This window comes from Oceanicaulis sp. UBA2681 (genome assembly GCF_002354675.1).
GTDB classification, from domain to species: Bacteria; Pseudomonadota; Alphaproteobacteria; order Caulobacterales; family Maricaulaceae; genus Oceanicaulis; species Oceanicaulis alexandrii.
Window position 1 is genome coordinate 26,021 of the sequence record NZ_DEMB01000012.1, and the last position, 23,752, is coordinate 49,772.

The 23,752-nt window shown below is 63.9% G+C and carries 17 protein-coding genes and 1 pseudogene; 6 read left to right on the forward strand and 12 right to left on the reverse strand.

What is annotated here, in order from left to right; all coding sequences use genetic code 11:
* Together B3M53_RS09645 and B3M53_RS09650 are read left to right on the forward strand one after the other, a co-directional pair.
* On the forward strand, window positions 1-1,392 hold a 1,392-nt coding region (locus B3M53_RS09645), incomplete at its 5' end, for an FtsX-like permease family protein (protein WP_286800247.1).
* Between the two features lie 6 nt (window positions 1,393-1,398).
* A complete protein-coding gene (locus B3M53_RS09650) occupies window positions 1,399-2,493 on the forward strand; it encodes a lipocalin-like domain-containing protein (protein ID WP_349678837.1) in 1,095 nt (364 codons plus the stop codon).
* On the opposite strand, the gene B3M53_RS09655 is transcribed toward B3M53_RS09650, so the two are convergent.
* The 5 genes from B3M53_RS09655 to B3M53_RS09675 form a co-directional block, all read right to left on the reverse strand.
* The gene (locus tag B3M53_RS09655) at window positions 2,490-3,752 is read right to left on the reverse strand and encodes an acetyl-CoA C-acyltransferase (RefSeq protein ID WP_084683437.1); all 1,263 of its coding nucleotides are present in this window, start codon (window positions 3,750-3,752) and stop codon (window positions 2,490-2,492) included. The two genes, B3M53_RS09650 and B3M53_RS09655, sit on opposite strands and share 4 nt — an antisense overlap.
* Window positions 3,703-4,929: an acetyl-CoA acetyltransferase gene (locus B3M53_RS09660; protein WP_273020315.1), complete on the reverse strand. Its 1,227-nt coding sequence runs from the start codon at window positions 4,927-4,929 to the stop codon at window positions 3,703-3,705. Before B3M53_RS09660 ends, B3M53_RS09655 begins: the two co-directional genes overlap by 50 nt.
* Window positions 4,926-6,635, reverse strand: a complete 1,710-nt coding sequence (locus tag B3M53_RS09665) for a class I adenylate-forming enzyme family protein (RefSeq protein ID WP_273020314.1) — start codon at window positions 6,633-6,635, stop codon at window positions 4,926-4,928. Before B3M53_RS09665 ends, B3M53_RS09660 begins: the two co-directional genes overlap by 4 nt.
* Window positions 6,636-6,721: 86 nt before the next feature.
* Window positions 6,722-8,209, reverse strand: a complete 1,488-nt coding sequence (locus B3M53_RS09670; RefSeq protein ID WP_022701024.1) for a carotenoid oxygenase family protein — start codon at window positions 8,207-8,209, stop codon at window positions 6,722-6,724.
* Window positions 8,190-9,164, reverse strand: a complete 975-nt coding sequence (locus tag B3M53_RS09675; protein WP_160093036.1) for an NAD(P)H-dependent flavin oxidoreductase — start codon at window positions 9,162-9,164, stop codon at window positions 8,190-8,192. Before B3M53_RS09675 ends, B3M53_RS09670 begins: the two co-directional genes overlap by 20 nt.
* 164 nt (window positions 9,165-9,328) lie before the next feature.
* Between B3M53_RS09675 and B3M53_RS09680 the strand changes: the two genes are divergently transcribed.
* Window positions 9,329-10,273 carry a winged helix-turn-helix transcriptional regulator gene (locus B3M53_RS09680; protein ID WP_273020313.1) on the forward strand — a complete coding sequence of 315 codons (945 nt, stop codon included), beginning with the start codon at window positions 9,329-9,331 and terminating at the stop codon, window positions 10,271-10,273.
* A gap of 65 nt (window positions 10,274-10,338) precedes the next feature.
* Here the strand turns inward: B3M53_RS09680 and B3M53_RS09685 are convergent, their stop codons facing one another.
* Both B3M53_RS09685 and B3M53_RS09690 read right to left on the reverse strand, forming a co-directional pair.
* Window positions 10,339-12,543: a TonB-dependent receptor gene (locus B3M53_RS09685; protein WP_084683436.1), complete on the reverse strand. Its 2,205-nt coding sequence runs from the start codon at window positions 12,541-12,543 to the stop codon at window positions 10,339-10,341.
* A 126-nt stretch (window positions 12,544-12,669) separates the two neighbouring features.
* Window positions 12,670-14,364, reverse strand: a complete 1,695-nt coding sequence (locus B3M53_RS09690) for an aldehyde dehydrogenase family protein (protein ID WP_273020312.1) — start codon at window positions 14,362-14,364, stop codon at window positions 12,670-12,672.
* A gap of 130 nt (window positions 14,365-14,494) precedes the next feature.
* On the opposite strand from B3M53_RS09690, the gene B3M53_RS09695 reads away from it, so the two are divergent.
* Genes B3M53_RS09695 through B3M53_RS09705 form a run of 3 tightly spaced genes read left to right on the forward strand, consistent with a single transcriptional unit; the run spans window position 14,495 to window position 17,642 of the window.
* Window positions 14,495-15,712, forward strand: coding sequence for a thiolase family protein (locus B3M53_RS09695; protein WP_160093031.1), 1,218 nt, complete (start codon window positions 14,495-14,497; stop codon window positions 15,710-15,712).
* Window positions 15,709-17,214, forward strand: coding sequence for a class I adenylate-forming enzyme family protein (locus B3M53_RS09700; RefSeq protein ID WP_273020311.1), 1,506 nt, complete (start codon window positions 15,709-15,711; stop codon window positions 17,212-17,214). Before B3M53_RS09695 ends, B3M53_RS09700 begins: the two co-directional genes overlap by 4 nt.
* Window positions 17,211-17,642: a PaaI family thioesterase gene (locus B3M53_RS09705; protein ID WP_273020310.1), complete on the forward strand. Its 432-nt coding sequence runs from the start codon at window positions 17,211-17,213 to the stop codon at window positions 17,640-17,642. Before B3M53_RS09700 ends, B3M53_RS09705 begins: the two co-directional genes overlap by 4 nt.
* 123 nt (window positions 17,643-17,765) lie before the next feature.
* On the opposite strand, the pseudogene B3M53_RS14700 reads toward B3M53_RS09705, so the two are convergent.
* From B3M53_RS14700 to B3M53_RS09725, 5 genes and pseudogenes are all read right to left on the reverse strand, one after another.
* Window positions 17,766-17,900: pseudogene (locus B3M53_RS14700) on the reverse strand (IS6 family transposase); the annotation flags it as partial.
* Between the two features lie 114 nt (window positions 17,901-18,014).
* On the reverse strand, window positions 18,015-19,244 hold the full coding sequence (locus tag B3M53_RS09710; protein ID WP_273020309.1) for a TolC family protein: 1,230 nt from the start codon (window positions 19,242-19,244) through the stop codon (window positions 18,015-18,017).
* Window positions 19,241-19,552, reverse strand: a complete 312-nt coding sequence (locus B3M53_RS09715; RefSeq protein WP_286800250.1) for a DUF3240 family protein — start codon at window positions 19,550-19,552, stop codon at window positions 19,241-19,243. Before B3M53_RS09715 ends, B3M53_RS09710 begins: the two co-directional genes overlap by 4 nt.
* Window positions 19,528-22,638: an efflux RND transporter permease subunit gene (locus B3M53_RS09720; RefSeq protein ID WP_286800252.1), complete on the reverse strand. Its 3,111-nt coding sequence runs from the start codon at window positions 22,636-22,638 to the stop codon at window positions 19,528-19,530. The genes B3M53_RS09715 and B3M53_RS09720 overlap by 25 nt, the downstream gene beginning before the upstream one ends.
* 2 nt (window positions 22,639-22,640) lie before the next feature.
* Window positions 22,641-23,735 (reverse strand): efflux RND transporter periplasmic adaptor subunit, encoded by a 1,095-nt coding sequence (locus B3M53_RS09725; protein ID WP_286800253.1) that lies wholly within the window; start codon window positions 23,733-23,735, stop codon window positions 22,641-22,643.
* Window positions 23,736-23,752: the final 17 nt, after the last annotated feature.

A 23,752-nucleotide genomic window follows, 5' to 3' on the forward strand; every position in this document is an offset into this window, starting at 1 on the left:
GCGACGGCGCAATCGCTTGTCAAAGCCGCGCGCCTGCCCTTGCTGGCGTCCGGACAACCGCGCGCCTGGGCGCTCGCCTCCGCCCGGTCCTATCAGGTCCAGGCTCTGGGCGCGGGGGCATGTTTCATCGCGGCCGCGATCCTGCCGACCCTCGCGTCGGGGGTGGTGGCGGGGTTCGCATTGATGGCCGGCTTGCTGTTCGGAGCGGCGCTCTTGCTGCCTCCCGCCCTGGCGCTGGCGCTCAGCGGCGCCCAGCGGCTGGTCCACGGCCCTGTGGCGGAGTGGTTCATCGCCGACACTCGCCAGCAACTGCCGGGACTTTCGATGGCGTTGATGGCGCTCATGCTGGCGCTGGCGGCGAATATCGGCGTCGGCACGATGGTGTCGAGCTTTCGCCTGACGTTCGAGGGCTGGCTCGACCAGCGCCTGGCGGCCGAGCTCTATGTCACCACACGCGACGACGCCCAGTCCGAGGCGGTTCGCGCGTTTCTGGAGACGCGCAGCGATGCGGTGCTGCCAATCTGGAGCGCCGACGCCGCCATAGAGAACCAGCCCGGCGAAGTGTTCGGCGTGGTCGATCACGCCACGTATCGGGATCACTGGCCGCTCTTGCTGTCAGCACCGGGCGCCTGGGACGCGATCATGGCCGGCGAAGGCGTGCTGCTCAACGAGCAAAGCTGGCGCCGGTCGGGCCTTGATTTGGGAGAGCCAATGCGCGTTGGCGCCGGACCGGCTCTGCCGCTGGTAGGCGTGTATACCGATTACGGCAATCCCAACGCGCAGGCGATCATCGCTCTGGACCGGTTGACGGCGCGCTATGGCGATACGGTTTCGCGCCTGCGTTACGGCGTCCGGATCGCCCCCGATCAGGCCAGTGCGCTGCGCGAGGATCTCTTGGCCAGGTTTGACCTGCCCGCCAATGGCGTCATCGACCAGGCGAGCGTGAAACGCTTCTCATTGTCGGTGTTCGAGCGCACCTTCGCCATCACAGCCGCGCTCAATGTTTTGACGCTGTCGGTCGCCGCGTTCGCCATGTTCGCCAGCCTGACCACGCTGGCCGCCATGCGCCTGCCCCAGCTGGCCCCGATCTGGGCGTTGGGCCTGACGCGCACCCGGCTCGCCCAGCTTGAGCTGTTGCGGGCGCTGGTGCTGGCGCTGCTGACCTTCCTGGTCGCCCTGCCCACCGGGCTGGTGCTGGCCTGGGCGCTGTTGGCGGTGGTGAATGTGGAAGCGTTCGGATGGCGGCTTCCCATGCATCTGTTCGCGGGCGATTGGCTGCGGCTGGCGGGTCTGGCGGCGCTGGCCGCCCTTCTGGCCGCCGCCTGGCCCGCGCGCGCGCTGGCGACGCAGTCGCCACGCGCTTTCTTGCAAACCTTCACCCAGGAGCGCTGAGCCATGATGCGCCCGCTCGCCACCGCCCTGACAGTCATCGCCGCCCTGACAGCCACGCTGGCCAGCATCGCGTCCGGCCAGGGCTTCGCCGGTCTTGGCGCCGCCTCAGACGCGTTCGCAGCGCCGGAACCCGGCCGAGCGTTTGACTTTCCAGCCGATCACGGACCGCACCCCGACTACCGGATCGAGTGGTGGTATCTGACAGCCGTGCTCGAAGACGAGGACGGCACGCAATACGGCGCGCAATGGACGCTGTTTCGCACCGCGCTCTCGCCGCTTGAAGGCGAAGGCTGGGAGTCGCCACAGCTGTGGATGGGCCATGCCGCCATCACTACTCCTGACGCACATCACCATGCCGAACGCCTGGCGCGCGGCGGCTTGGGCGTCGCCGGAGTCGAGAGCGCCCCTTTCCACGCCCATATCGATGAGTGGGCCATGCAAAGCGCCCCTGACCGGCTGGCGCCCGGAGCGGATGTGCTGTCTGCGCTCGATCTGAGCGCACGCGGCGAGGACTTCGCCTATGCGCTGGAGCTGGATGCAAATGGCCCGCTTGTGTTTCACGGCGAGGCGGGCTTTTCGGTCAAATCCGCCAGTGGTCAGGCGAGTTACTATTACTCCCAGCCCTTTTACGACGTCCGTGGAACGCTGCAGCTGCCGCAAGGCGAGGTCACAGTCACCGGTCAGGCCTGGCTGGACCGCGAATACGCGTCCCAGCCCCTGGCCGAAACCCAGACAGGCTGGGACTGGGTCTCTCTGCACCTGGACACGGGTGAGAAGCTCATGGGCTTCCAGTTGCGTCAATCTGATGGCGCCGTCTACACCTCGGCCAGCTGGATTTCGCCCGACGGCGCGCTCACCGCGTTCGAGGACGGCGCCCTGACCCTCACCGCACTTGAAACGGCGCGCATTCGCGGACGCGACATACCCGTGCGCTGGCGCGTGCAGCTGCCGTCACGCGCACTGGATGTGGAGGTCACAGCCGTCAATCCATCGAGCTGGATGCCGACCCAGTTTCCCTATTGGGAAGGACCGGTGACGATCCGGGGCAGTCATGGCGGCCGCGGCTATCTGGAAATGACTGGATACGAACCAGACGACTAAAGCCGTTCTATCGCCATCGCCGCGCCGACGCCGGACCCTCCATGGGTGACGACCAGACCCAGCGCGCCATCCTGACGAGCGAGTCCAGAGAGCGCGGTTGCAGCGAGAATCGCTCCGGACGCGCCCATGGGATGGCCCATGGCCAGATGTCCGCCCTCCGGATTGACCCGATCCATGTCAGGCGCGTAATCGCGTTCGAATTTGAGCGGCGGGGCGGCGAACGCCTCCATGAACTCGATCCGGTCGAAATCAGAGAGCGACAGACCGGACTGGCTGAGCAAAGCGTCCATGGCGTCAAAACCTGACGTCAGTTGCAGCACTGGATCACCGGTCACCTCGCTGATCGCAAGAATACGCGCCTTGGGCTTCAGACCCGCAGCCTCTCCGGCCGCCTTCGACCCTATCAGTGCGAGCGCCGCGCCGTCGCAGGGCGGCGGACAGTTGGCGGCCGAGTGGACATGGCGGATCTCCGACACTTCAGGCCGGTTCTCCAGCATCAGGGCGTCAAAGCCTGTCGCGCCAAGACCTGTGAAGGCTGGCTCCATCTTCGCGAGCGTTTCAACAGTCGTGTCCGGTCGCACCGGCTCGTCATGATCAAGCACGACTTCTGCACTTGCCACGGGCACAATCTCTTCGAGTCGGCCGCGCTCGAACGCGGCGGCGGCGCGCTGATGAGAACGGGCCGTGACTGTGTCGAGATCGGCCTTCTGAAAGCCTTCCCGCGTCGCCATCAGATCGGCCGAGAGCGCCACGGGGACATAGCGCAGAGCGCGCGCAGTCTCGGGATCGGCGTAGTAAAAAGCCTGATCGCCCATAAACGGCACCCGGCTCATCATCTCGACCCCGCCGGCAAGGCGCAGCCGGTCATCGCCCGCACTCCGCGCCTCGTCGGCCGCGATCCGTATCGCAGTCAGACCAGAGACGCAGAAATTGTTGATTGTCAGAGCGCGCATGCTGGCCGGCAAATCGGCGTGCAAGCGGGAAACGAGAGCGAGGTGGCCGCCCTGGGCGCCGACCTGTCCGACGCTTCCAAGTATGAGCGAGGCCGCGCGCGCAACTTCATCACGCCCGTTGCGAGCGCCAAGAGCGTCGATCAGTTTTCCCACAAGCGCATGGGGCGTGTGGCTGGCCAGGGCTCCTGAGCTCTTCGCCTTGCCACGCGGCGTACGCACTGCGTCGTAAAGATAGATGTCCAAGCTTGGCGCTCCGTTAAGTTCCGATGATGAGACAGGCGCTTGCGGTGGTCGAACCGCCGACATTGAAGGTCGCCACCGTGCGCGCGCCGTCCACCTGCATGCCCCCGGCAGCGCCGCGCGTCTGAAGCGCCGCATCCAACGCCATGCGCACGCCGGTCGCCCCGACCGGATGACCGAGTCCGATCAGCCCGCCGGAGGGATTGAAAGGCAGCGTCCCGCCGTGTGCGACGGCGCCGTCTTCGATCGCTTTCCAGGCCTCGCCGGGCGCGGCCAATCCGAAATGCTCGATCGCCATGTATTCGGTGACCGAAAAACAGTCATGGGTCTCGACGGCGTCAAGCTCGGACGGGCCAGACAAGCCCGCCCGCCCGTAGGCGTCGGCGATCGCCTTCCTGACCCAGGGGAACATATAGCCTTCTCCCCCGGCGCTCTCTTCGAGTTTGGACGCTAAAAGAAGCGGCGCGGTGGTGTGTCCCCAGCCCCTGATCCGCGGCAGGTCCTCAAGCGAGAGCCCCCGTACAGACGCATACTCGCGCGCGACGTCTTCGGAGGCGAGAAAGATCACCGCCGCCCCGTCGGTAACCTGGCCACAGTCAGATTTGCGCATGCGGCCTTCGATGACGGGATTGGCCTCATCATCCTGGGAGAAGCTGTCCGGCCCGAAGGTCCAGTCTCGAGTCTGGGCGTTGGGGTTCTTCCTGGCGTTGTCGAAATTGATCCGCGAGATCTCGGCGAGATGTGCAGGGTCGAGCCCGTAGCGCCGGTCGTATTCTTCGGCGAGGTCAGAGAACATGGACGGCCATAGATAGCGCGCGCCCTGGGCTTCGCGCCCGGCCCAGGCCGCCGCGCCCAGATTCTCCGCCGCGACCTGGCCTGGCACATTGCGCATCAGTTCAACACCAATCACCGCGGCCAGGCCGTACCGCCCCGCCTCGATATCGGCGCTGGCGGCGAAGATCGCCATGGATCCCGACGCGCAGGCTGCTTCGTGCCGGCTGGTCGGCAGGCCGGAGAAGGCCGGATGGATATGAGCCGCCATTCCGCCCAGCAGCCCCTGCCCGCAGAACAGCTCCGCAGCGAAATTGCCGATATGAATGACCTCGACCGCTTCAGCGTCGAGACGAGCCTCATCGAGCGCACGCAAAGTGGTCTCGCTCATCAGCTCGAACAGGCCCTTGTTGTCGCGGGTCCAGTTCTTCGCAAAATCGCTCTGCGCGCCGCCGAGAATATAGACGCTCATGCGGGTTCCGCCTCCGCCATCTCCCGGAGTTTCCAGCGCAGAACCTTGTTCATGGCGTTGCGCGGCAGAGCCTCGACGAGCACGAGTTTCTCGGGAAGCTTGTATTTGGCGATGTCCTTGGCGGTGAGCCAGTCGATCACCTCTTCAAGGCTTGCTGTCTCACCATCCTTGACGACCACCGCCACCCAGATGCGCTCGCCCATGACTTCGTCAGGCATGCCGAACACCGCGGCCTCGACGATCTTGGGATGGCCGTCGAGCAAGGTGTCGAGTTCGGCGGCTGATACGTTGACCCCGCCCCGGATGATGATGTCCTTGGCGCGACCTTTGAAGACCAGAAAATTCTCGTCTTCCGGTGCGATCATGAACAAGTCTCCGGTACGGAAATAGCCCTCGGAATCAAAGACCTCGTCGCGCGCCTCACCCGTATCGCCGTAATAGCCCTCAAACACCGCCGGCCCTTTGACCAGCAACTCGCCCTCCTCGCCGGGCTGATCGACCGGTTTGCCTGTCTCCAGAGAGACCAGCTTGGTCTGCAAACGCTCATGCATGCGGTTCGAGAAATCAGCGCCGGGATGGCCGAAGCGCGGGAACCAGCTGGCCCGTTTGGCCGGCTCTGGAGCCTCCCGGGGGCCTGACGCCAGCGACACGCCCTCGTTCGAACCGAACAGGTTGACGATCTCCACACCGCGATCTTTCCAGCCCGCAACCATAAACTCCGATAGCGGAGCCGAACCCGACCCGATCACGCGCAGCTTGGACAGGTCAAACTGGTCCAAGAGATCGCCTTGCTTGAGCAGGAGGGTCAGCACGGCCGGGGGCGCAATGGTGGCGGTGATCTCCTCCTCGGCAAGCTGGCCTAAAAACACGGGCAGCTCGAAAGGGTGGTGAAGCACCAGCACGCCCCCGCTCAGAAGCCAGCTGGCGAACATGCCCCCAATAGCGGCCATATTGGTCAGCGGGAACGGGTTGAGCAAACGCTCGCCCGGCTGCACCGCCATCGCGTCAAAGGTCGCCGGCGCAATGGCGAGCCAGTGGTTATGAGACCGCGGCACGCCCTTGGGCGTTCCGGTCGTGCCTGAAGTCCAGGCGATGGTGAAGGCGTCGTTGGCCTCTCCCTCTTGCTTTGAGGCGGCGCCGAACACGCCCAGCGGCCCCTTTCGCAGAGAGACGGACGCAGCTTCGGCGTTCAGGTCCACAAGACCGTCCACCCCTGCATCCGGCCCGATGGCGAACACGATCACGCCGGCGCCTGCAACGTCACGGCAAGCTTTGGCGAGATGGCGGTCCTTGAACCGGCTCGCGGCGATCACGGCCTTGGGATTGACCGCCTTGATCACGTATCCCAGCTCATAGCCCGCGTATTGCACCGGCAGCGGCGAGACGACGACGCCGATTTTCGCCGCAGCGAGATACACTGCGACCGCCTCGACAATGTTAGGGCATTGCATGACCACGACGTCGGAACGCCGCAGCCCCGCCTGCGTGAAGACAGCAGCGTAGCGTTCGGTCAGGTCGGACAGCTGCCGCCAATCAAACCGTTTGGGGCTATCGCCGAGAAAGGTCTCGCGATCAGGCGGATCCACGGTCGCCGGGGCGCCGGGACGCGCCTTCGCCACCCGCGTAAAAAGGTCGTAGAACGTCTCCCGCCCCCACCATCCCTTCCGGGTATAGGCGGCGATCTTCTTGGCCGACGCGAGTTTCATCGCTGTCGTCTCCTCCCCTGTTCACACAAAAGCACGCGCGGTCTTTTTTGGTCTCTCGCCAGCCGCGCGGCCGTCTTGGCGGGTTGTCAGACCCAGCCCATCTCCGATCCCGGCACCCAGGTGGAGTGAAAGCCCGCCGGCACGCGCACAGGCAGTTTGACCCGCGCGATGGGGCCGGCCTCGATATCGGCGGCGTCGATGACATGGATTTCCGAGCGGCCCTCGGCTTCGTTTGACACGAAGCTGACGAGATAGCCGTCATCTTCCTCGCCCGTTCCGTTCAGGCGTGGAGCGAAGGGACTCTCCGAACCGTACCAGCCGTCTTCAAAGCGCAGGCTCTGCGATCGCCCGGTGCGGGTGTCGTATTTGATCAGGCCGTCAAACACCATGGTCTCGCGATCCGTCGGGATCGAGACATGGTAGGAATACCGCGAGGGCACGCCCTGAACGTCCATATTGATGGTCGGAAATTCCGCATTGCGGTCGTCGAGCCATTCTTCCTTGGTCTCGCCGGTCTTCAGATTGAACTTCCAGCGATGGAAACGCGCCTTGAGCAGCAAGAAGGCCATCATCCGCGCATACTGGCCGCGGCCGGGCTGACTGTCCGGACACGGATCGGTGACCCGGCACCCCTCCATGATCAGCCAGTCGCCGTCCTCATAGGCGTTGGTGACGTGATAGATGTATCCCGGTTCAGCCTCGAACCAGCGAACATCCTCAGCCGAGCCATAGCGCGGGATCACCGCGAAGCGCGAAGGAATGTCCTCGTAGAACGTCACCTTGTGCAGCCCGCGGGTCTTGAGAAGTTCAGGGTCCCAGAACAGCGGCAGGTCGTGCAAGATGGCGTAATTCTTCGACAGCGCCATGTCGTGGGGCAGGCGCGGGCCCGGCACGTCGATTTCCACCGTGCTCATCCGCCCGTCCGGGCTGACCACGTGATAGGTCATGTAAGGCGGCTTGGTGTTGTAGTCGAAGAAGAACATCTCACCCGTTTCCGGGTCGGTCTTGGCGTGCGCCGAAACCTGACGCTGGAGCTGACCGCCGAAGGTCTGCGGTCCAAGCGTCTCGCCGGTGGCCGGATCGATACGCACCGGAACCCCCGCCTGATACCAAAGCGCGAGCACCTCGCCATTATGAACGATGAGATCGGTGTTTGAGCTGTCCTTCAGCCAACCGTCAGAGCCCGCGCCGGGAGGCGCGTTCGGATCAGGGTGGCCCATGTAACCGGGCCATTGCTCGCGCCCGGCCTCTGCGTTCAGCTTGAAATGATCGGTTTGCACATAGCGCGACCGATAGCTCGCCTTGCCGTCCTTGAAAGCGACGGTGTGCACCATGCCATCGCCGTCAAACCAGTGATGCTTGGACGCCGGAGGGTAAGCCTGGTTGGGGCCGTTGCGCATATAGGCGCCGCACAGATCAGCCGGTATTTCGCCGATCACATCCAGGTCTTCAGCCGTGGTTTCGCTCTTCACAGGCGCGTACAGCCCCCGCAAATAGGGATTGTCCACATCGACCAGCCAGGCCGGAGCGTCACGCTCGAGGCGCGGAAAATCTTTACGGCTTGGGGCGTTCATGAGCTTGTCTCCTGTCTTGAAGCAAACCACCAAACGCAGGAACGTCGGCGGCGTATTCGTGTACGAGGCGCGCGATAATGTCTTTGACCGGCTCGATCGCGTTGACCGCGCCAACTCCCTGGCCGGCGGACCACACATCCTTCCAGCCCTTCAGGATTTTGGAGGGGTCATCGAACTGGACGCGGCCTTTCTTGGGCAGGTCGTCCGGATCGAGCCCGGCGCTGCGCAGGCTCTCTTTCAGCCAGCTGGCCGGCACGCCCGTCATGCAATCGGAGACCACCAGGTCGGTCGCGTCCGCAGCGACCACCATCGCCTTGTACGCCTCAGCCGCCAGGCTCTCTTCAGCGGGAATAAAAGCCGTGCCCATATAAGCGAGATCAGCGCCCAGCGCCTCGACCGAAGCGACGCCGCGGCCGGTTGAGATCGCCCCGCCGACCGCGATCGGGCCCTCGAAAAATCCGCGCACCGCTTCCACAAATGCGTTGGCTGCGAGAAATCCGGTATGGCCGCCAGCACCGGACGAGACGAGGACAAGCCCGTCCGCGCCCGCCAGCGCGGCCTTGCGGGCGAACGCGACCGAGTTGACGTCAGCGAACACCGTGCCGCCATACCCGTGGACAGCCTCGACCACGCGCTGAGGCCCGCCCAGCGCGGTGATCACGAGCGGCGGGCGATAGGTTTTCACGAGCTCCAGCTCCGCCTCGAAGCGCGGATAGCTCGAATGGGTGATCATGTTGAACGCCCAGGGCGCATCGTCCGGGCCAAGCGCACCTGAAATTTCGCTCATCCAGGCGTCGAGATCCTCGATGGTGCGGCAATTTGGACCGGGAAAGGCGCCGATCATCCCGGCCCTGCAGGCGTTGATCACAAGCGCCGGCCCGGAAATCAGGAACATCGGCGCGCACACCGCAGGCAGGCGCAGATTGCGCGTGAGCGTTTCAGATAGCCGCGTCATCGTCCTCTCCGCATCCGGTCCCAAACGGGCCAAACCGTGTGTCACTTTGTTAGTGAAACTCACCCTATAGACCGAGACCCTTGCTGACAAGAGGCGTAGAGCGCCACTTGTGGGCTCTGGCATGATCGGGTCTATTCCCAACCATGCCAGTGACACTGAAAAGGATGATCCAGAACAATCCGGTCTCGCACGCCATCGACGTGGTCGGGGAAGCCTGGACCATGCTGATCCTGCGAGAGGCGTTTCGCGGCGCGCGCCAGTTCGAAGACTGGCTCTCGCGCCTCACCATCGCCCGCTCGGTGCTGGCGCGCCGTCTGAAGACCATGACGGAGGCCGGACTTCTCGAAGCCAGGCTCTATCAGACCCGGCCGGAGCGTTACGAATATCTACTCACGGAAATGGGCCGAGACCTGTTCGGCGTCGCGGTCATGCTGACGTTGTGGGAACAGGACTGGTCACCGCGCGCCGATCCAGCGCGCGCAGTCCGTTTCGTGCGCCGCTCCAGCGAAGACGAAGTGCGTCCCATCATGTCCGGCGCCGACCCGACCCGGGCGCTTTCGCCTCATGACGTCATGCCCACGCCCGGACCGAACCCTGATTTCGCCCCCCGCATGAAGACGATGCGCCGCCGCCGCGTCCAGCCCGCCCAGCGCGGCGCGTCCGGGCCGATCGAGCTTGGTGTAGAATTGTTCGGGGATTATTGGACCAATCTGGTCCTCGCTGCGGCTTTCTACCGTATCCGGCGCTATGACGAGTTCCTCTCCAATCTGGACATATCCACCAGCGTTCTGGCGGACAGATTAAACGCCATGGTTGGCCACGGCATTTTGGAAAAGCGACGCTATCGCACCCGGCCCGAGCGCTTTGAGTATGTGCTGACCGAACGCGGCCTGGCGCTGTACCCGCTCGTGCTAGCTTTCTTCGCCTGGGGCCAGCGCTGGCTATGCCCTGAAGAAACAGCGCCGGTGATTCTGGTCGACCGCGTGAGCGGAGCGCCGGTCCTGCCTCGCCTGACCGATGCGGTCACCGGCGAGGTGATCGATCCCCGCAGGGTCAGAGCCGCCCCCGCGCGCACGCATGCAGACCGTACCCGGGCGGCAAGCGGCTAGTCCAAACGAAACGGGCGCGAACCATTTCTGATTCGCGCCCGCCTCATCCCTACACGCTCCGCGGGTCAGCCGCCGAAGCGAACACGCAAGCTCGCGCCCCATGTGCGCGGCGGCGCGAACACATTAAAGCCGATCCCGTTGTTCTTGATGATATGAAGCGGGTAGGTCTCGTCGCCGAGATTCTTCGCCCAAAGGGCGACTTCCCATCGCTCGTCATTGGGCTGCCAGGACAGCCGCGCGTCAACGGTCGAGTAAGAATCCACCAGCACTTCGGGATTGTTCGACGGATCGAAGAAGTACTCGCCCGTATGCTGATAGTCCGTGCGCAGTCGCGCATAGCCGGGTCCGATCGGCGCATCGAGCTGAGCGAACACGGTGTACTTGTTCTCCGGCGCCCGGGTGAGCTGATTGCCGTTATAGGGCAGAACGCCGATTGCGGACTGGGCGTCGGACACATACTCCGCATCCAGATAGGCATAGGTGCCCCCGACCATGAAGTTATCGGTCAGGCGCGCCTGGGTCTCGATCTCGACACCGAAAATCTCGGCGTCTGCGTTCGAGGTCACCAGCGCCAAGCCAAGCAGCTCGTAGACCTGAAGGTCCTGGTAATCGGTGAAGAAGGCGGAGCCGTTCAGGATGAACCGGCCATTGTTCCAGTTGGTCTTCAACCCGATCTCGAAATTATCGAGAATCTCCGGATCGAGCGGCGTGCTTGCCTGGACCGCGTTCTGAGCCTGGCTGGGATACAGGCCTGACTTATAACCCCGGTCATAGCTGGCATAGGCGAGGATGTTGTCATTCGGACGCCAATCCGCAGCAAGACGCCAGGTCGGCTCGGTCCAGCTCTCTTCGCCGGTCACGCCGCCCGGAAAGGCCACCCCGAGCGGGGGCGGGCCGAGTGGAATGCCCGGAAAGGGGCCGCCTGGCGTGTCATTATCGATTCCCCGCGCAAGGATTTCCTTGGAATCCCAGGTCAAGCGCACACCGCCCGTCAGATTGACGGTTTCGGTTACGGGCCAGGTCATCTGGGCGAAACCTGCGACACTCTGATTGGTTGCGTTCTGGGTGAACGTCACGTCTCCGCCGACAAAAGACGGGAAGGGCGGCAGAGCGTCCACCACGAAGTTCTCGGAGCGGTTCACGTCCTCGTGGAAGAGGAACAGTCCCGCCACCCATGACACGCCGGAATCGTTATTCGACGTAAAGCGGAACTCCTGAGTGAACTGGTCTGAATCCTCGTCGGCCCGGTCTTCGACCAGCAGAACATAAGGCGGCGTGGGCAGACCGCCGAGATCGTCAAACCAGGAGAAATCTGTCGCCCGCCAGCTCGACAGAGAGGTGAACGTGAACGCGTCACGTTCGACATCGAACCGGGCCTGGGCGCCGTAAGTGTTGCGCTCCTGGAACGTGTTTGGACTGGAGAAGCTCTCGCGTTCGTCCAGACCGCTGCGCAAGGCGCCGATCAGGGCCACAAGCGGCGGAGCGGTGTTTGGACCGGCGACCGGAATGCGCGCCTGACCATCCGTCTCGTCGCGAGAGACGTCGATCTGGAACAATCCGCTCACCGGACCATTCTCGAAACTGATCGCGCCACGTCCACCGATCGTCCTGGCGCCTTGCAGGTCCTGGCCGGTCACTGCGTTCTCTGCATAGCCGGCATGGTCGTGGTAGAGCAGCGCGATACGTCCCGCCACGCCCTCACCGATTGCGCCATTGGCCACACCTGTGAGCTGGATGTCCTCGTACTCGCCATATCCGACGGTCACTTCGGTGAAAGGATCGTCGCCGTCGGGCTTGGCGGTGATGATGTTCACCGCACCGCCCGCTGCATTCCGACCATAGAGCGTGCCCTGCGGTCCGCGCAGAACCTCGACGCGCTCAAGATCAAAGAAGCTGATCGCCCCGCCGCCGGCGCGTCCGATATAGACTTCATCGATGGAGACCGCGACAGAAGGGTCGCCCGCAGCGCTGTCCGACGTCGAGCCCACGCCGCGGATATAAAGCTGGGGCTCGCCGATATTGAATTCGCTCATGGTGAAGCCGGGCGTACGATCGGCTATGCCCCCGATCCCCTCGATCGCGCTGCCGCGCAGCGCCTCTTCGTCGAACGCGCTGACCGCAATCGGCACGTCCTGAATGGATTGGGCCCGACGCTGGGCCGTAATGGTGATGATGTCTGAGCTTTCGACCTGGGCCAGAGCGACCTCTCCGGCCAAAAGCGAGAGAACGAGCGCGGACGCGCCCATTAAGGCGTTGCTGCGATGAGCCATTGTGTTTCCTCCCCTGCTGACCCGCCTGTTTTTCTTTGTCCGGCGGACATGCAGGGAGGATGATAACTTCAATAAACGAACTGACTCAAGGCGACTTTTATAGTGATACTGACTTGGGTGGTCGATTCACCCGGCCTTTCGGCGCGTTTGCACCACCCGGAAACGCGGCGCGACGAAGGCGAGATCGGTCAGGCTGGCGTTGCCGGCCGGGTTCAGTCCGGTGACGTGATAGTCTGAATAGGCCGCCATGAAATTGACCGGCATGCCGCCGTCTATGTTCACGCTGACCGAGGCGCCGGCCGCGATGTAAGCGGGCAGAGCCTTCTCGATGAAGTCCTCATCGGTCGAGTAAAGATACGAAGAGATCGCGCCGCGGCTCCGGGCCTGGCGAGTGGCGCGTTCCACACCCTCCTCGGCGGTCTCGACCGGGATGACGAAACCGATCGGGCCAAAACGCTCCTCCCCGTAGAAATCCTCGTTGTCAGGCTCGCTTTCGATCAGGACCGGGCTGCACGTGCGCGCATCAGGGTAATCGGGATTGGCGACCGGTGAGGCGTGGCGCAAAATCCGCCCCTCGCGTTCACCGCGTGCGGTCATCTCCTCGACATTGCCAAGCGTGCTTTCAGCCTGAACCGTGGCGCACACAGCTGAACCGGTGGCGTTGTCGCCGGCGATCCGGTCAATGGCGGAGACAAGGATCTGAACCGCCTCCTCATAGGCGATGATCCGGTCGCCCGACCGCACGCCGGAGCGGGGTATGAAATAGTTCTGCGGGGCGGTGCACATCTGACTTGAGAACGAACTCATGGCGCGCACCACCGCGCCTGCAGCCTTTTCAAAATCCTGCGCGGAGTGAAACACCACGGAATTGCAGCCTGCCGTCTCGGTGAAGACCAGACGGTCCCCGGCGTTCTGTTCGATCCAGGTCCCGAAGCGCTGAGAGCCGGTATAGTCGATGATCCGGCAATCGGGATGTGAGATCAGCTCCTTGGTCACCGGATGATCCGGGCTGTCCGTGGCGAGCAGGACAAGATTGGGATCAAAACCTGCGCGCTCCAGCACCCGGCGGCAAGTCGCGACCGCCATTGCAGTGGGCAGGATGGAGCTGGGGTGAGGTTTGAGGATCGCCGCGTTGCCGGTCATCAAATTGGCCGTCAGAGCCGGGTAGGCGTTCCACAACGGAAAGGTCGCGCAGCACACGATGGCGGCGGGGCCAAGCGGGACCCGGTGATACCGTTTGTCCAGCGTGACCGGCTCCGGATCAAGAAAGCGCTTGGTCCAGCGCGCCGTATCGGGCACGTCCATCTGGGCCTTATAGCCATAGACCAGCGCCTCGAGCCCGCGGTCCAGCGCGTTGGCGCCCGACCCGGAGAACGCCATGACAAACCCCTGCCCGGCTGTGTGCATGGTGGCGTGTGCGGTCTCGAACGTGTCCTTCTCTAGCTCGAACAGCATTTCAATCAGCACGTCCACACGTGTATCCGGGCTCGTTGCGGCCCAGCTCCCCATCGCGGCGCGCGCCGCCTTGATCAGCGGGTCAGGATCGCAACGCGGATAGTCAATGCCCAGAGGCTTGCGCGTGTAGGGCGATATCTCCGCCTCGCCTACCCGGCCGATCTCGCCAGGCTGGTCCAGTTCAAAGGGTTTCCCCAGCCGCGCCTGAAACCGCTCCTCGCCAAGTCGCGGCGCCGCCTCGCCGTGTAACTTTTTCGACGGGCTTTCCTTGAAGGGGCTGAACTGGTCTCGAAGCCGGACGGCCTCCAGAGCGGCTTCGAGGACCTTGCGGCGATCTGAGCGCGTCTGAGTGGCGGGTGCGGTCATTTAAGGTCTCTCCGGTCAGGCTGAGCGCGCCGCAAGTCACGGCGTTTGCACTTGTAAGCCAATAGAGTATCGTTATCAAAGTTACTAGCGCAAGGGTGGCTCCGCGCGCTTAACCAGATCGGGAGACGACATGAAGATCGCAGTGGCGGGCGTGGGCATGACGGCGCTTGGCAAACATGAAGCCCGGTCAATCAAGGACCTGGTGCGCGAAGCGGTCACGGCGGCGCTGACCGATGCGGGGGTCGCGACGGGCCAGATCGAGGCGGCGCTGTTCTCAAACACGCGACAGCCCATCCTTGAGGGACAGAACGCTGTTCGCGGACAAATCGCGCTCGCCCCGCTCGGGCTCGATACGATCCCGATCGTCAATGTAGAGAACGCATGCGCCTCGGGCTCCTCGGCCGTGGCGATGGGCGCGGACATGATCCGGGCCGGACGCGCACAGACCGTTCTGGTCGTGGGCGCCGAGAAGATGGTCTATCGCGACCGCGACGAGCTGGTGATGAAGGCGTTCCGCGGCGGAACCGATGTGGAGCGCATTGAGGAGACCGCCGCACGCATGGCGGCTTGCGGCGCTGCGCTCCTGCCCGAACGCTACACGCCCGCGCCCCGGCGCAGTTTCTTCATGGATATTTACGCCGGGCTGGCGCGGCTCCACATGGAACGCTTCGGCACAACGCCTGAGCAAATCGCTTACGCCGCCGCGAAAAACCACACCAACGCCGTGCGCAATCCGCGCGCCCAGTATGGGGGCGAGACCAGCCCCGCCCAGGTGCTGGCCGACAAACCGGTTGTCTGGCCACTGACCCGGCTGATGTGCGCGCCCATCTCTGATGGCGCAGCGGCGCTTGTCCTGCGCCCGGCGCGTGAAGCCGGCCGACGCGGCGTCACACTGGCCGGGACGGGCTGGACCAGCGCTTCGGACCGGACGCTGGAGGATTACGACAATCATCTGGGCCGCCGCGCCGCGCTCAAGGCCTATGAGGCGGCGGGCATTGGACCAGAAGAGATCGATCTCGCCGAAGTGCACGACGCCACAAGCTTCGCCGAACTTCTTCAGATTGAGAATCTGGGGCTGTGTCCGCGCGGTGAAGGCGGGGCGTTCACCGCTTCCGGCGCCACCGCATACAACGGACGGATCCCCGTCAACGTTTCCGGCGGCCTCGTCGCCAAAGGCCATCCGGTCGGCGCCACAGGCGTGGTCCAGATCTGCGAGCTTGTCGAGCAATTGCGCGGGGAGGCCGGCGCCCTTCAGGTCGAAGGCGCACGCGTCGCCGTCGCCGAGAATGGCGGGGGCTTTCTCGGCGTCGAGGAGGCCGCAACGCTCGTAACGGTGCTGACGCGATGAGTCTGGACCTCAATTCCGCTCCCGCCGCCGACGCCATCGACCGGCTCGGCCGCGATCCCACCCGCATCGCCGCAGTCTGCTATGATGCTGAGGCGCGCAAAATCTCCGAGATCACCGCCGGGGACCTGTTGAATGCGGCGCGTTCCGCTGCAGCCATTATCGACCGGCGCACGCCCAGAGGCGGCCGCGTCGCCATCGCGGCAGGCAATTCGATCAACCATCTCTGCGTCTGGCTCGGCGTGCAGATCGCGGGCCGCATCTGGGTCCCTCTTGGGCTGTCGAACGGGCCTGAACCCACGGCGCACGCCCTGTCGCTCGCGCGCCCTGACCTTGTCTGCGCCGACCCGGCCGGTGCGCGCCTTCTTGGAGCGGCGGGCGCAGAGAACGCGCTGGCGCTTGACGCACTGGGCGCGGACACGGCGCGCTTCGACGCGCTGTACGCCAGCGGCGCGCAAACCATGGCGATCAAGTTCACGGGCGGCTCGACCGGCCGTCCCAAAGCCGTCGTCCAGTCGTGTCGCTCGGTCATGGCCAACCGAATCAACATGGCTGACCGGTTCCCGCTCGCCTCTGATGACGTTGTCCTGGCCAGCGCGCCGCTCACCCATGGCTCTTCGCACTTCATCCTGCCCGCCCTCGCCGCCGGCGCGCGCCTGGTGCTGGTTGATCGCGCATCTCCGGCCGCGCTCGCCCGGATCATGGCCAAAGAAGGCGTGACCACCGGTTTCACGGCGCCCACAGCCATCCAGCGCCTCGCCGCCGCGCTGGCGGAAAGCGGAACGCAGCTTCATGCACTGCGCCGACTGATCTATGGCGCGGCTCCCTTTCCTGTCCCGGCCCTCATCCGTGCGCAGGAAACGCTGGGCCCGCGCATCGCCGGACTGTACGGACAGACTGAAGCTCCAATGACCATTACGACGATCAGCGAGACCGAACTTTCAGATCCCGAGCTGCAGACCAGCGTCGGGCGTCCGGCGCCGCTCAGCCAGGTGGCGATCCTGGGTCCCGGCGGCGAAACGCTCGCCCCCGGAGAAACCGGAGAAATCACCCTGGCCGGTCCACTGGTCATGGACGGCTATCTCGGAGATCCGGAAAAAACCGCCGAAACAATCCGGGACGGACGGCTTCACACCGGCGATCTCGGACGGATGGATGAACAAGGCCGGCTCTTTATAACAGGCCGGGCAAGCGAGCTTATCATCTCAGGCGGGTTCAATGTCTTTCCTTCAGAGGTCGAAGCCGCGCTTCTGGCGACCGGCGCGGTCGGCGAAGCGTGCGTCTTCGGCGCTCAAGACCTCGACTGGGGCGAGCGGGTCGAGGCCGCCGTGACCGCGCCTGCGGCAGGTCGCGTCGATGTCGACGCCCTGCGCGCCGCCGTGCGTGAACGACTGGGCCCGGTCAAGACACCCAAGCGCATCCATGTGCTCGACGCACTCCCCCGCAATGGACTGGGCAAGCTGATGCGAACCGATCTTGTACGGCAGTTTTCGGAGACGTCATGAGCCTGGACATCCGCCTGGCCGCGATGCGCACCGAGCTCGACGGGGCTGTCAGCCGCGACACCTTCTGGGCGAAACTGCAGGCCCGGATCGCCATTCTGGAAGAAGACCGCGCCGTGCTCGACCTCGCCCCTGCTGCGAGCCGATGCAATCTCGCCGGCGTTGTGCATGGCGGAGAAAGCGCAGCCATGCTCGACCAGGCGTGCGGTCTCGCAGCCAACGCCACGGCAGAGGGCCGCTGGGTGACCGGCAAGGCCGAGCTGGTGTATCGCGCCCCGGTCCCGGGTCAGGCTGCGCTTATCTGCGAAGCCCGTGTGGCGAAGCGCACGGACCGCCAGGCGGTCGTAGAGGGGGAAATCCGCACCGCCGAGGGCGATTGCGCCCTGGTCACAGCGCGCATGACCTTCGTTCGCCTGCGCGACCAGCCATGAAAAAGGAATGGCGGTGCTGTCAGACTAACGCGGACCAGTCTCGAAAATCCGGACGCACCGCCTCAATTTGCCAGCGCCGCTGGGTCACCTGGCGGAACTGCTAGGACCGCCGTTTGCAGATCTCGCGGCCATGAGGGGCCCGAACCGATTCCACCAAAACCGCACCGTCTCGTGGCCAATGTCGATGCCGCGCTCATGGAGCAGGTCCCCCGCATTGCGCAGCGACAGCGGGAGGCAGACATAGATCATGACCACCATGCGGATGATCTCAGGCGAAGCCTTGAAGCGGCGGAAGGGATTACTCACCCAAAAACGCTATGGAGCTAGGCAGAGCCACTCGAGAGGTTTTAGTCTGACATCTCCAGTGATGCTTCAGCCATCGACACCTAGAACGCATCCTAAGCGAATGGCGGTCTGCAGTTGAGTTTTGAGCCTGTCCGAACTTGCAGCGATTTCAGCTTCACGGGCGCCCCACAGCGCCCTACGCGCCTCCAGGATATCGAGCACCGTCACCGCTTCCAGATCCCGCCCGCGTTCCAGCCGAGTCAGCACCCGTTCCGCCGCGGTGACAGCCTCCCGCGTCTGCTCCACCTGGCGCTCACTGCGTATAGTTCGGGCAATCAGCGCCAGGGCCTGACGACGGATAGTCGCCTCTGCCGCAGCGAGGCTTGCGACCCGCCCACCTTGGGCGCTGGCCGCTTCAGTAAGACGCGCTGCTCTCAGTCCGCCTGTAATAGGCAAGGACACTCCAACACCCACTCCGGTCTCACGACCATCTTGTTCACTGAACACCTGAAGGCCCAATTGAAGGTCCGCTCGCCGATCATATTCAGCGCGTTGACGCATCAACTCGGCATGGTTCAGCTCCAGACGCGCGACATGCAATTGCGGGTTTGCCGACAACATGCCTGACAGAGCGTCTTCGGTGTCTTGTGAAAGTCTGCATGTTTCAGAGAGCAGCCCTTGCGCCAGCTCAGGACGCGCTGTGCCCGGGAACCGCGCCTCAAGCGCCAAGCGGGTGAGTTCTCGGTCCGTTTGCGCGCCCTGCAGAGCTGCGGCGGCTAAGGACAGATCGCGTTCCAATCGATCAAGGTCGACATCCCGCCCCCGGTTTTGATCGACCCTAATCGCTTCTGCGTCGCGGCGCGCGCGGGCATCCTCGAGCCGGCTGCCCATGATCGCTTCCAGGGCACGCGCCTGATCCCATTGGACCCAGAGGCTGCCCCACTCAAGCGCTTCGGCCTGCCAGGCTGCAGCATATGAAGCGTCCGCCATAGCCATTTCCGTCCGGGCCAGCTCATTGTCCAGGCGGCGTTTCTGTGGCCAACGAAAACTGCGCGTCACGCCCACCTGCCACTCACTGGTGTCAGAAGAGGATTCGGCCAGACGCCGGGCGAATCCTGCATCGAGACTGGTCTCATACTCGCCGATATCGCGCTGTTCGGCCCGAGCCAGCGCGATCTCTCGCTCTGCTCGAGCGACCGCCACCGAAGGCGTCGCCTCCAATGCAGCGCGCACCTGCTCTTCTGCAGACTGGGCCTGAGCCGGCGGCGACAGGAACAATGCACCGACGAGCAACAGGGCGGGAAAGACATAGCTCATATCAGTCGTCCAAACTCTTCAACAGGTTCTATCCAGTACGCGATTTGTCGGCGCGGACAGCGCGCAGCGACTGTATCGAGAATGGTCGCAACATCTCCGCGCGGCAGGATCATCACGAACTGCACGGCCTGCATCGCGCCTCGCACGCGTTCTCCTGCTGTGGCGAGATGCATGTCAGCGCCCCGCCCTTCGCAGGGCAGCATGGTGTAGCCGGGGATGGCGTCGGGCAGATCATCCAGGATGTCAGCCAGGGCTGTTTTGATGTCGCGTGGACAGACAAGGCTCAGCTTACATTGGGACGGACCCATCGGGCGACCTCCGTACGTTCAGTGTCCAACCCGGTCTCAACGCCGAAGCGGCGATAGAGAAGAGGCAGGAGGTAAAGGGTCAGAAGTGTGGAGGACACGAGCCCCCCAATCACAACCACCGCCAGAGGGCGCTGGATCTCCGCCCCGGGACCGGAGGCGAACAACAAAGGCGCCAAGCCGAAAGCGGCGGTTGTCGCTGTCATCAAAACAGGGCGCAGGCGTCGGCGTGTCCCTTTCAGGACGATATCTTCGACAGATTGGCCCTGGGCGCGCAGATCGTTGAAATGGGTGATCAGCACCAAGCCATTCAAGACCGCAATGCCCAAAAGCGCGATGAAGCCGACAGAAGCGGGAACCGAGAGGTATTCCCCCGATAGTCGCAACGCGATCACCCCGCCCACCAGCGCGAAGGGGATATTGGCCAGGATGAGCAGCGCTTGACGCACCGAGCGCAGTGTGGCGAAGAGGACGATGAAGATCAGCATCAGCGCGACGGGCACCATCAGGCTCAGGCGCGCCGCCGCCCGACGCTGGTTCTCGAACTCACCACCCCATTCAATCCGATAGCCTGCCGGCAACGGGCCCAGCCCCTGGACCGCCGTCTGCGCATCCTCGACAAAGCCCACAAGGTCCCGGCCCGACACAAATGCTTGCACTACGGCGTAGCGTGATCCGTTCTCTCGATCGACGACAGCCAGCCCCTCGGCCCGTTCAACACGGGCGATATCGCTCAGCCGCACCTCTCCGCCATCTGGCGCAGCGATGCGCAAATCCTCGAACCCCCAGGGCGTGTCACGATAGCGCCCGTCGGAGCGTATCATGATCGGCGTCCGGCGCCCCGGCTCGATGACCTCGCCTGCGCCCAGGCCTTCCAGACGACTGCGCAGCTCATTCTGCGTGCTGATGACGTCGAAGCCGTAGCGCCCGATCCGCTCAGGATCGATCGAGACCTGCAGATATTCAGCCAGATCATTGGAGGTGGTGAAGACATCAGCGGCGCCTTCGACTTCCGCCACTGCGGTTTCTATCTCCCCGGCGATCCGGGCCAGAGTATCCGCGTCCGGGCCAAAAATCTTGATCGCCAGATCCCCGCGAGAGCCGGTGAGCATCTCGGACACCCGCATCTCGATCGGTTGGGTAAAGGAGGATTCAACGCCCGGAAAATCTTCCAGGACCGCCCTCATTTCCCCGACCAGCCAGTCCGTATCCGGTCCGCGCCAGTCTTCACGCGGGGCCAGCTGCAGAAAGGCGTCGCTTTCGTTCAGGCTCATGGGATCAAGGCCAAGCTCATCCGACCCGACGCGAGCGATGACATGACGCACTTCCGGCACGCGCTCGATCAAGGCCGCTTCAATGCGCAAATCATCCGCTTGGCTCTGATCGAGATTGATGGACGGCAGGCTGGCGAGCTGCATCACGACAGCGCCTTCATTCATGGTGGGCATGAAGATCTTGCCGGCGCTGAGATAGCTGATCGCAGCGAGCCCGACGCCCAGCGCCGTGATCACATAAATGATGATCGGGGCTTTCAGAGCGCGTCCCAGCGACCATTCAAAGGCCGGTCCCAAGACGCGCATGATGAACGCTTCATTTCCGCGTCCCGCCTTGAGCGTGAAAGCGGCGAGCACCGGGATGAGCGTCATCGCCAATAGCATGGCGCCGCCCAGCGCGAACACGATGGTCAGCGCAACCGGGGAGAACAGCTTGCCCTCCAGGCCCTGCAACGTGATCAACGGAATAAAGACCAGGCAAATAATCAACGTGCCTGCGGCCGTAGGCGTCGCCACCTCGCTTGCAGCGCGATAGACGGTATGCAGTCGGTTTTCCGACGGTCGCTCATTGAGACGTTCGACGGTGTTCTCCGTCACCACGATCGCGCCGTCCACGATCATGCCGATGGCGATGGCGAGACCTCCAAGGCTCATCAAATTGGCGGAGAGGCCCACCATCTGCATCAGCAGAAACGTCATCAGCGCCGAAAAGGGCAAGATCAGCGTCACGACCAGCGCAGCGCGCAGATTACCCAGGAACAGCACCAGAATGGCCACAACCAATGCACTGGCGATCAGCAGGGCTTCAGAGACCGTGCCCACCGCCCGTTCAATCAGATCCGAGCGGTCATAGAACGGAACAATACGCAATCCATCCGGGAAACTGTGTTCAAGATCGGCCAGACGTTCTTGAACGCGGCTCACCACGGCGCGCGCATCTGCGCCGCGCAGCGCCACGACGATGCCCTGAACAGCCTCGCCTTCCCCATCCTTGGTCACTGACCCATAGCGCGTCAGCGAACCGATACGCACATCCGCAATATCGCTCACCCTGACGGGCGCCTCGACATCGCTGCGCACAACAAGCGCGGCGATGTCTTCAAGGCTTTCCGTGGCGCCCAGGCTTCTTACGACCAGCGCTTCCTCGCCGTCATTGATGCGCCCTGCGCCGTCATTGCGGTTATTCGCTTGCAGGACATCGCGCAGTTGGGAGACGCTGACCCCTGCCGCAGCCATGGCGGCTTCATCGGGCACAATTTCGAAGGTCCGCACCCGTCCGCCCAGCGCATTGACATCTGCAACGCCAGGCAGGGTGCGCAGGCTGGGCCGGATCACCCAGTCCAGGATGGAGCGTCGCTCTTCCAGAGACAGCCCCCCACCCTCCAGGGTGAACATGTACAGCTCGGACAGGGCCGTTGAGATCGGCGCCAGCCCGCCCTCCACAGTGTCGGGCATGCTGGCCCGCACAGAGGCCAGGCGTTCGGAAACCTGCTGACGCGCCCAATAGACGTCCGTCCCGTCTTCAAAATCAATCGTGATGTCGGCAATGGCGTATTTCGCCTTGGCGCGCATCACGGTCTGATTGGGAATGCCGAGCAATTCCATTTCCAGGGGCGTGACCACCCGGGCCTCGACCTCTTCCGGCGTCATGCCGGGCGCCTTGAGGATAATCTTGACCTGGGTCGGAGCGATTTCAGGGAAGGCATCAATCGGCAAGCGCAGGCCGGCAATGGCGCCTGCGATGGCGAGCGCGAAGGCTGCACCCAGAATGAAAAGGCGCTGGCTCAGGGCGAAGGCGATCAAACGGTTCAACATGTCTAGCCGCCTTCAAGCTGGTTCTTGAGCGCCGCCAGCCCCGAAACGGCGACCTGATCGCCTTCAGTCACCGTGCCCTGTTCAACCGTCACAGCGTCGCGCGTTCTGGTCAGAACGCGAACGGCGACTGCCTGGAAAGTTTCGCCACGGTCAATAAACACATGGTCTTCGCCTGCCAGCCTGACGATGGCTCGGGCAGGCAGGCTCAGCCCCTGGCGCTCCCCTGTCACAGGAAACAGGACGTCAATCAGAGATCCGGGGCGCTCGCTGACGCCATCGGGCAAGGCCACATGCACGGTCACAGCCCGGCGGGCGGGGTCGATCATGCTGTCGATCGCCATGATCTGGCCGGTCCCTGATACGCCGGGAACCCGGATTTCAGACCCCACCGACAAACCATCAGACAAACGGGCAGGCACATGAAGCCGCGCCCACACCGTATCTTCGGTATTGATCGCGAAAATGACGGCGCCTTCTTCAAGGCGAAAACCGGGCTCCGTATTGATCTCGGCCAGCACTCCATCGGCAGGCGCACGCACCAGAAATTGCCCCGCCTCGGAGCCCGACTCGAAAGCGCCAAAGCGGGCGCGCATTGCAGCCAGTTCCAGACGGGTCGCAGTCGCCGTCAGACGGCGCTCATGCAGGTCCTCGCCTGTGGTCAGGCCTGCTTCGAGCAGCGCTTCAGCGCGCTGCGCCAGCTCCTGCGCATGTTCTGCTTCCAGTCCGAGAACGTCCAGCTGCGCGCGAAGCCCCTCCAGAACCGGGCTGTAGAGGACCTGAACAGGATCGTCAGTCGACATCCTTTGCCCAGGCAAGACCAATGTCTCGGCGACAATCATTGTCGCCGGCGCGACAACAGCACGCCGCGATTGCGGCGGCACAACGATCTCCCCTGTCAGGACCACGCCGTCGGCCGTGATGGCGGATCTGGCCTCCACTGTTTCGATGCCGAGCCCCAGACGGGCCGCCGGAGAGATAGTGACGGCCTCTGACTGGGCTTGCGCGTGTGCGGTGATTGAAACCGGCGCCAGCGCAACAGCGGCGATCAGCACGCGCAACATTCGTCCAGGACAAGCCAGGGCGCTAGCAAGGAACATGAGACTTCTTCTCCACA

Excerpts from the sequence above, each read along its gene's own strand:
- B3M53_RS09660 (WP_273020315.1), bottom strand. The coding sequence starts at position 4,929 with ATGAGCGTCTATATTCTCGGCGGCGCGCAGAGCGATTTTGCGAAGAAC.
- B3M53_RS09695 (WP_160093031.1), top strand. The coding sequence starts at position 14,495 with ATGAAGATCGCAGTGGCGGGCGTGGGCATGACGGCGCTTGGCAAACAT.
- B3M53_RS09670 (WP_022701024.1), bottom strand. The coding sequence starts at position 8,209 with ATGAACGCCCCAAGCCGTAAAGATTTTCCGCGCCTCGAGCGTGACGCT.
- B3M53_RS09675 (WP_160093036.1), bottom strand. The coding sequence starts at position 9,164 with ATGACGCGGCTATCTGAAACGCTCACGCGCAATCTGCGCCTGCCTGCG.
- B3M53_RS09705 (WP_273020310.1), top strand. The coding sequence starts at position 17,211 with ATGAGCCTGGACATCCGCCTGGCCGCGATGCGCACCGAGCTCGACGGG.
- B3M53_RS09710 (WP_273020309.1), bottom strand. The coding sequence starts at position 19,244 with ATGAGCTATGTCTTTCCCGCCCTGTTGCTCGTCGGTGCATTGTTCCTG.
- B3M53_RS09720 (WP_286800252.1), bottom strand. The coding sequence starts at position 22,638 with ATGTTGAACCGTTTGATCGCCTTCGCCCTGAGCCAGCGCCTTTTCATT.
- B3M53_RS09650 (WP_349678837.1), top strand. The coding sequence starts at position 1,399 with ATGCGCCCGCTCGCCACCGCCCTGACAGTCATCGCCGCCCTGACAGCC.
- B3M53_RS09680 (WP_273020313.1), top strand. The coding sequence starts at position 9,329 with ATGATCCAGAACAATCCGGTCTCGCACGCCATCGACGTGGTCGGGGAA.
- B3M53_RS09685 (WP_084683436.1), bottom strand. The coding sequence starts at position 12,543 with ATGGCTCATCGCAGCAACGCCTTAATGGGCGCGTCCGCGCTCGTTCTC.
- B3M53_RS09665 (WP_273020314.1), bottom strand. The coding sequence starts at position 6,635 with ATGAAACTCGCGTCGGCCAAGAAGATCGCCGCCTATACCCGGAAGGGA.
- B3M53_RS09725 (WP_286800253.1), bottom strand. The coding sequence starts at position 23,735 with ATGTTCCTTGCTAGCGCCCTGGCTTGTCCTGGACGAATGTTGCGCGTG.
- B3M53_RS09655 (WP_084683437.1), bottom strand. The coding sequence starts at position 3,752 with ATGTCGGCGGTTCGACCACCGCAAGCGCCTGTCTCATCATCGGAACTT.
- B3M53_RS09700 (WP_273020311.1), top strand. The coding sequence starts at position 15,709 with ATGAGTCTGGACCTCAATTCCGCTCCCGCCGCCGACGCCATCGACCGG.
- B3M53_RS09690 (WP_273020312.1), bottom strand. The coding sequence starts at position 14,364 with ATGACCGCACCCGCCACTCAGACGCGCTCAGATCGCCGCAAGGTCCTC.
- B3M53_RS09715 (WP_286800250.1), bottom strand. The coding sequence starts at position 19,552 with ATGGGTCCGTCCCAATGTAAGCTGAGCCTTGTCTGTCCACGCGACATC.